At 44.0% G+C, this 6837-nt stretch carries 2 protein-coding genes; both read left to right on the top strand.

Features of this window, described 5'->3' with window-relative positions; genetic code table 11:
* Window positions 1-891: 891 nt before the first annotated feature.
* Window positions 892-4737, top strand: coding sequence for a TonB-dependent receptor (locus F6K37_RS20045; RefSeq protein WP_502887759.1), 3846 nt, complete (start codon window positions 892-894; stop codon window positions 4735-4737).
* 161 nt (window positions 4738-4898) lie between these two features.
* Window positions 4899-6812 (top strand): right-handed parallel beta-helix repeat-containing protein, encoded by a 1914-nt coding sequence (locus tag F6K37_RS20040; protein WP_287251708.1) that lies wholly within the window; start codon window positions 4899-4901, stop codon window positions 6810-6812.
* The last annotated feature ends 25 nt before the right edge of the window (window positions 6813-6837 follow it).

Raw genomic sequence — 6837 nt, 5'->3', positions numbered from 1 at the left:
GGAGACTTACCTGAGTTTGCGGTTAATGGTGAATTACCTAACTTAGATTTAAGTAACGATAAATTAGACAACCTTCAACTGCGTACGCAGCAAACCGTTAGTCTCAATCGTGTTAATACTGAAGCTAGACAAACTATACCGTACCCAGAAACTCAGTTAGACCAAGACATTGCTTATGCACCTGATATTGATATCCAAGTTGGAGACTTACCTGAGTTTACTGTTAATGGTGAGCAATTCCCTAACCTAGATTTAACTAACGATAAATTAGACAACCTTCAACTGCGTACGCAGCAAACCGTTAGTCTCAATCGTGTTAATACTGAAGCTAGACAAACTATACCGTACCCAGAAACTCAGTCAAATCAAGAGATTGCTTACGCACCTGATATTGATATCCAAGTTGGAGACTTACCTGAGTTTGCTGTTAATGGTGAGCAATTCCCTAACCTAGATTTAACTAACGATAAATTAGACAACCTTCAACTGCGTACGCAGCAAACCGTTAGTCTCAATCGTGTTAATACTGAAGCTAGACAAACTATACCGTACCCAGAAACTCAGTCAAATCAAGAGATTGCTTACGCACCTGATATTGATATCCAAGTTGGAGACTTACCTGAGTTTACTGTTAATGGTGAGCAATTCCCTAACCTAGATTTAACTAACGATAAATTAGACAATCTGGAGTTGCCATCCCAGCAAAGCATTAGTCTCAATCGTGTTAATCCTGAAGGTAGACAAACTATACCGATTCCAGAAACTCAGTCAAATCAAGAGATTGCTTACGCACCTGATATTGATATCCAAGTTGGAGACTTACCTGAGTTTGCTGTTAATGGTGAATTACCTAACCTAGATTTAAATCAAGCTCAATTAGACAAGCTGGAGGTGCGTTCGCGTAGCGTGACCTACGGTCAATCGCAACAAACCGTTAGTTTCAATCCTACTGTTAATCCTGAACCAATCCAGCAGATAGAAGCATCACCAGAAGTAATTGAACCGAGTCAAGAGCAACTAATCAGCTTTAACCTAAGACAGGAGCAACTAGCAAGCTTTGACCTAACACAGGAACAACTCTTAAGCCTGGATTTGACACAGCGGGCATCACTTAACCTTGACCTAAAACCAGTTGAACTTCCAACCATTGCTTTTGCAGAATTGGGAGAAGAGTACCAAGACACTCTCGAAATCGCCAACTACTGGATACGGCAAAGAAGACGCAACCGCCGACAAAGACGCCAACAACCCAGAAGAGAATCGACTCCATCTTCTAGCTCTAAACCCAAATCATCCTATTTAAAAGTACTTGCCCCTACTTCGGATAAGGTATTAGATATTCCAGCAACTAGTATTATTTTACAATATGCTTTGGGAGCTGAGGTGGAACTTCGGGTCAATGGCAAACTGGTAGACCCCTCCTTCATTGGACGCACAGAAACAGATACACTAACTAATCTTATAACTCGGACTTGGTATGGTATTGTCCTTAGGGAAGGGGAAAACACGATCACTGCCACTATCGATGGGTCAGATAACGTAATTTCTATACCGGTACAAGTAAGGGGAACACCCGATAAACTGGTTGTGGAAACGCGCGAGGCTCGTATCCCAGCGGATGGACGTTCTCTAGCAACGGTTCAGGGTCGGTTATTGGATAAATTCGGTAATGTCTCTCACCGCGATACCATTGTTACCTTATACGCCAGTGACGGTGAGTTCGTTGGTGTAGACCAAAACCCAGACCACCCGGGATTTCAGGTAGAAGCTCGAAAGGGGCAATTTACTACTGAACTGCGCTCAGGCTTAGACGCTAAAACCATTCGGATTAGTGCTGCTACTAGTGATTTAGAAGCCTTTACCCAAATGCAGTTTGACACTGCACTGCGCCCGAGTTTAATCACCGGTGTGATCGATATGCGTTTGGGAACTGAAGGGACAGACTTTTTCAAGAGCTTTCGGGACTTTTTACCAGAAGATGAAGATGATGACACTAAATTTGACATCCGATCCGCTGCTTTCTTCACCGGAAGCCTTGGGAATTGGTTAATCACTGGGTCATTTAATACTGACCATGCTTTGAACAAAGGCTGTGATTGTAATGACAGTAATCGGTTATTTCGCGAGTACCAATCCTCTGAACAAGACTATCCCGTTTACGGTGATAGTTCGACAGTGGATGTAACCACTCCTTCTATAGATAATCTCTATCTGAGGCTAGAACGCTCTGGTACAAAAGTAGGAATAGAAGCGGACTATTTGATGTGGGGGGATTACAACACTGACGAGTTTTCTAGACGCTCTCAGCTATTTACCTCCACGAGGCGCAAACTCCACGGCTTCAAGACTAACTACAACTTTGGTAAGTTTCAAATTACTGGATTGTTCGCCAATAACGTGGAAGGCTTCCAGCGGGATACGATTGCCCCTGATGGTACTAGTGGTTTTTACTTTCTTTCCCGGCGACTATTGGTTGCTGGTTCAGAAGAGGTTTACATCGAGTTAGAAGAACTACAGCGACCTGGTACTGTAATTAAACGAGAACGTCTCAGTCGGGTCAGTGACTATGAAATTGACTATGACCGTGGCACTTTATTGTTCAACCAACCAATGTTACGTACTGACTTGGATCAGGAAGGACGAGTCTTAGTGCGACGGATTGTTGTTACCTATCAATTTGATGGGGATAGCGAAGATACTAATATTTACGCAGGTCGGTTTCAATACAACTTCTCTCGGGAACTTAATCAAGAGAGTTGGCTCGGCGCTAGCTATCTGCGGGAAAATCAGGGAGCTAGAGACTTTGAACTTTATGGTGTGGATGCTTTGTTCTCCTTCGGGGAGGATGTTCAATTAATCACAGAATACGCTCACTCTACCAATGATTCTGACGAATTAGGCTTAGTAAGCGGTTCAGCCTACCGCGTCCAACTAGACGGTAAATTTGGTGATGGTTTCTCCGGTAAGGCTTATTTGCGCTCCACTGAAACTGGCTTTGCCAATAACGCTACCGTTAGCTTTGTTCCTGGTCAAACCCGTTATGGTGCTCAGTTTCAAGCCAAACTGACTGATACGACTAATTTTCGGGTACAGGTAGACCGGGAAACTAACCGAGGTATAGCCCCCCGAGTTGTTACTAGCTTTGGTGATTTATTCGACCCCCGTACCGAACCCCAGGCTGGTAATCGGGTGGATAATTCTCTAACTACTGTAATTGCAGGGATTAAGCAACGTATTGGTCCGGGTAGCCTCCAACTCGACTGGGTATTTCGCGATCGCGAAGACCGTAAAGATGACTCTAGAAGTCGTACATCCAATCAGTTGCGATCGCGTTTTAAAATGCCCTTAACTGATAACCTCACTTTCCAGGCTCTCAATGAACTAACTCTATCCAGCGAAACCGATTCAGTGTATTCAGACCGGACTGCGATCGGATTAGACTGGCGAGTATATCCAGGAATTACTATCAATGTGGGACAACAATGGTTTACCCGAGGGCAATTGGAGGGCAAGCAAATTACCCATCTTGGTGTTAGTGGCGATTACAATCTTGGCTCTGATACCACCATCTCTGGACGTTACTCTATTGTCGGGGGATTAGATGAGATGACCGGTCAGGGCGCTATCGGATTGAAGCACGGCTGGACGATTTTCCCTGGTATGCGACTAAACCTTGCTTATGAGCGGGTATTAGGTAACTTCCTTGGAGAAAATGCTGCTGCTGATCAGTTCAGTCAACCCTACGCTTTTGGTCAAGGAGCCTCTGCCCTTGGATTTGAGAGTGGAGAAAGCTACAGTATCGGATTTGAATACACTGACAGTCCTGATTTCAAAGCGAGCTTCAAATGGGAGCATCGTTCTTCTAATCGTGGCAACAACACTGTAATCACTGGTGCCGCCTCTGGGAAATTGTCTCCTGCGATAACTGCTTTGTTTAGTTATCGGCAGGCGAATGGTGCTAATCAAAGGCTTAGGAGCCGATTAGGAAATTCGATCAATCTCAGGGTAGGTGTTGCTTACCGCAATCCCGAGAGCGATAACTTTAACGCTTTAATGCGCTATGAATTTCGCCAGAATCCCGCTACTATTCCCGACACGATTTTATTGGGCAGTGGTAGTGGTTATAACGAACATCTATTTTCCGGCGAAATGATATATGCTCCCAACTGGCGATGGGAATTCTACGGTAAATATGCTTTGCGTTATAGTAAATCCTATTTATCCAATGATTTAATCGGAGATAGCACCATTCATCTCGGTCAACTCAGAGCATCCTATCGTTTAGGCTACAACTGGGATATAGTCGGTGAAGGTCGCTTTATCTCTCAACCTTCAGCAGACTACTTTGAAAATGGCTTCCTGATTGAAACTGGCTACTACCTGAGTCCGAGTCTGCGCCTTGCGGCTGGATACGCTTTTGGTAATATTGACGACTACGACTTCCGTGGCTCTCGTTCCGCCAGTGGTCCGTATTTAGGACTTACTGTCAAACTTGATGGGCTGATTGGTAATCTATTTGGCGGCTTTGGCAATCAAAAGGTAGCACCACCCCAGCAGCAGGAATCTCAAACTGAATCGATTGTTGAAGATAACCAAAACCAAGACAATCCCAAGAAAACTAACCAACCTGTGGTTGAAGAAGGGCTAGAAGACAACAGCAAACCCCTTTCTAACGACAAATCCGAAGACGACAACACACAAGCAATAAGAATAGAAAAAAATAGTGTGTTCCGGTAATTGATGATTGGTGATTTGAGTATAACAACCAATTAATGAGTTTTTTACTATTATTAATTACCAGAAATATCTAGTTTATCTTTAACTATAAATGGTGTCAGACCATAAACCAGTAAAAAATTACTATTTATCAGTATATTAATCCTTAAAAGTAAGCAGCTATGAATCCAAATAGAATTACTTCGGATTTAAAGTCAGAAGTCTACCTCAAACTCTCAAAAAAAAATCCTTACTATTCTAGTTTAATTTCAGGTTGTATTAATAAAAAAGAAAACCCTAGACTTATCAAAACAAACCAGTATATACCTAGTTTATTATCAACCCTAGACTCAAAAGAGTTCATCCATACTGTTACCGTTTGCCTTTTGCCTTTTGCCTTTTGCCTTTTGCCTTTTGCCTTGATTAAGCCAGCCCTAGCCCAACCAAAACCATCACCCCTAAAAGTAGTCGTCAATAGCAACCAAGATGGTTCAGTAAAACCAGACAATAACTTAACCCTGAGGGAAGCTATTAACCTGATCAACGGCACATTAACCCTAGACCAACTTAGTCCCACAGAAAAAGCTCAAGTAGAATCCCTAAGTTCCCCAGCACGGTCAAAAATAGAGTTTAATTTACCTGGCCAGCAAACCACTATTCGTTTGGTAGAACACTTGCCGCCCATCGCGACTGCTGGAGTAATCGTAGATGGCACTACCCAACCTGGCTATAACCGAGATCAATCAGCTACTGCTGAGATTGAAATCCCGATTCCATTGGTGGCAATTACTCCAGCGGAAACAGTAGAAATTTTTCAAGGTTTGACAATTATTAATGATGATGTTATTATAAAAGGTTTAAGTATATATGGATTTAACGGTGAGCACCAAGCAACTGTCATCTCAACACCAGCAGACATATTGATTTCCCATCGGCTGCCACCCGACTACGACAGTAAATTTTACAAGAGTCAGTTTGCTGCCGACAAACCTCCCCAATCGGTGATTATAGAAAACACTTGGCTAGGTATACCCCCCGATGAGAGTATGCCATCAACCATGTCAGCTTTTGGGGTATGGGTGTTTAACGGGACAGGAGTTACGATCCGGCGTAATCGAATTGCTTATCACGACGGTAGCGGGATTATTACCTCCAAGCAGGCGAGGGATCTAACGATTACCGAGAATATCATCGTTGGTAACGGGATGGCTGGGATGCCAGATGCTATTCGTCTAGATGGTACTATCGACAACACCACTATTGACTCTAACTTAATTTGCGGCAACGACGGCAGCGCTGTGTACCTATTTAAACCTATGGGTGCTGTCAGCATTCGGAATAACCAAATTAAGTATAATGGACACCGTTTACGTCGGGCTGCCATATATTTGATGGGAGATGACCATCAAGTCATTGGTAACCAAATCACTCACCAAGCAGGACCAGGAGTGGTGGTTGCTGCTTATCCAGAAAGCGATCGCAATATCATCCAAGATAATCAATTTGCGGCTCTAGAAGGGCTGAGCATTGACCTAGTAACTAGAAACCACACCGGAGCAAGGCATTATCAAGTGGGTGATGGACCAAACCCCAAGCGAGACTCTCCTAACCGTAGGCGAGACACTGGCAATAATGCTGTGAATACACCTCGGTGGTTAGCGGTAGAGTTTTTTCAACGGGATGGTCAGGTCAGTTTGGATGGGTTAGCTGACCCTGGTTCTGAGGTAGATATCTATGTTGTAGACCAGGTTTCCCCAAAAACCCCTGGTTATGGTGCCTTGAGCAAAAAGATTGCTACAGCCGAAGCAGATCAAGAAGGGAAGTTTGGGATTAGTCTTAGTAATGTCCAGCCTGGGGATTACTTGAGTGCGATCGCAACTCACCCAGACTACGGTACCTCGGAACCAGCTGTGACTGTGGTAGTGCGTTCTCTTGATGATCCAGGGAATAGTATCGAGACCCGGTCAGCAACAACTCTACCGAACACAGCAAAGCCCCAGTGTACCAGCCGTCCAGTGGCCAGGGTTCCGGTACAACCACAGTCCCCACAAATACCTGAACCGATACTTTTTAGCTACCAAAGTCTACCAAGATAGACCAAGGCTCGCCAATGCAAGATGC

It is taken from the genome of Moorena sp. SIO4E2, from assembly GCF_010671945.1.
GTDB classification, from domain to species: Bacteria; Cyanobacteriota; Cyanobacteriia; order Cyanobacteriales; family Coleofasciculaceae; genus Moorena; species Moorena producens.
Note: the sequence above shows the minus strand (reverse complement) of the source record. Positions and strands in the feature narration are given on the sequence as shown.

What these genes read in the sequence shown, in the direction of transcription:
- F6K37_RS20040 (WP_287251708.1), top strand. Translation starts at nt 4,899, where the DNA reads ATGAATCCAAATAGAATTACTTCGGATTTAAAGTCAGAAGTCTACCTC.